The sequence below is a fragment of the Aeromonas sp. QDB25 genome (assembly GCF_027707725.1).
Taxonomy (GTDB): domain Bacteria; phylum Pseudomonadota; class Gammaproteobacteria; order Enterobacterales; family Aeromonadaceae; genus Aeromonas; species Aeromonas caviae.
In genome coordinates this window covers 1-1002 of record NZ_JAPCIZ010000221.1, presented here as the reverse complement: position 1 = coordinate 1002, position 1002 = coordinate 1, and the positions used below count along the sequence as shown (strand labels likewise).

The window sequence follows — 1002 nt, the reverse complement described above, 5'->3', positions numbered from 1 at the left end:
TGCGTATTCCGGCGAAGTTGAACAGCCATTCCGGCCAACGTGAACACCCTGATCCTTAACGCGCTCACGTCACCCCGTTTCTAACTCGAGTGTTCAGATTGGGTCAACTCACTTCTCCTCTTTCTCATCGATTCTCCCTTCAGTGACAGCCGGTGAGCGTTGTGCATCAGCCGGTCCAGGATCGCATCTGCCAGAGTGTTGTCCCCCAAGCTCGCGTACCACTCTTCCGTTGGCAGCTGACTGACCACGACCGTCGAGTATTTCCCGTACCGATCATCCATGATCTCCAGCAGGGCGTTGCGCTGCTCGGCATTCACCGCTTCCAGTCCCCAGTCATCCAGGATCAGCAGCTCTATCCTTGCCAGTTGACCCAGCAGTCTGGCGTAACTGCCATCTACCTTGGCCTGGCTCAGCTCAAGTAGCAGACGCGGCAGCCGGTAGTAACGAGTGCTGTGCCCCTGCTGACAGGCTTGGTAGCCCAGCGCACAGGCTAGGTAGGTTTTTCCGCAGCCACAGGGGCCGGTAATGAGCAGGTTCTGGCCCCGGCGCAGCCACTCTCCTTGGGCCAGGTTTGCCACCTGTGACCGCTCCAGGTTGCGTGCAGACTGGTAGTCCACCTCTTGCACCGTGGCCTGGAGTTTGAGCCTCGCCTGCTTGACCAGCCGAGCTTGTTTACGCTGCTCCCGGCTCAGTTGTTCGTGTTCGACCAGCAGGCTTAGCCGCTCGATGAAGGGCAGCCCTTCGTAGGTACTTGCCTGTTCCAGTTGTTGTTGCACGGCATCCGCCATGCCAGTCAGTTTCAGGTGTCTCAAGCGGGTCAGCGTTTGTTGGGTCATGGGTTTTTTCCTCGTTAGTGGAAGCTCTGGGGGCCGCGGATGTTCTCGTGCTCTTGCGGCAGTTCTGGATAACTGAGCGGACTTGCGGGCAGTTGGTCGCGGCCACTGGTCAGCACCGACTTGAGCTGCTTGAGCCGCACCAGTCCTTCCCGGTTGGCCAGCTGGC

Annotated in this window: 1 protein-coding gene; it reads right to left on the bottom strand. The window is 59.2% G+C overall.

The features are described 5' to 3' along the window. Window positions 1-80: 80 nt before the first annotated feature. Window positions 81-836, bottom strand: coding sequence for an IS21-like element ISAs29 family helper ATPase IstB (gene istB, locus PG883_RS23580; protein ID WP_000194037.1), 756 nt, complete (start codon window positions 834-836; stop codon window positions 81-83). Window positions 837-1002 lie beyond the last annotated feature (166 nt).

Excerpts from the sequence above, each read along its gene's own strand:
- istB (WP_000194037.1), bottom strand. The coding sequence starts at position 836 with ATGACCCAACAAACGCTGACCCGCTTGAGACACCTGAAACTGACTGGC.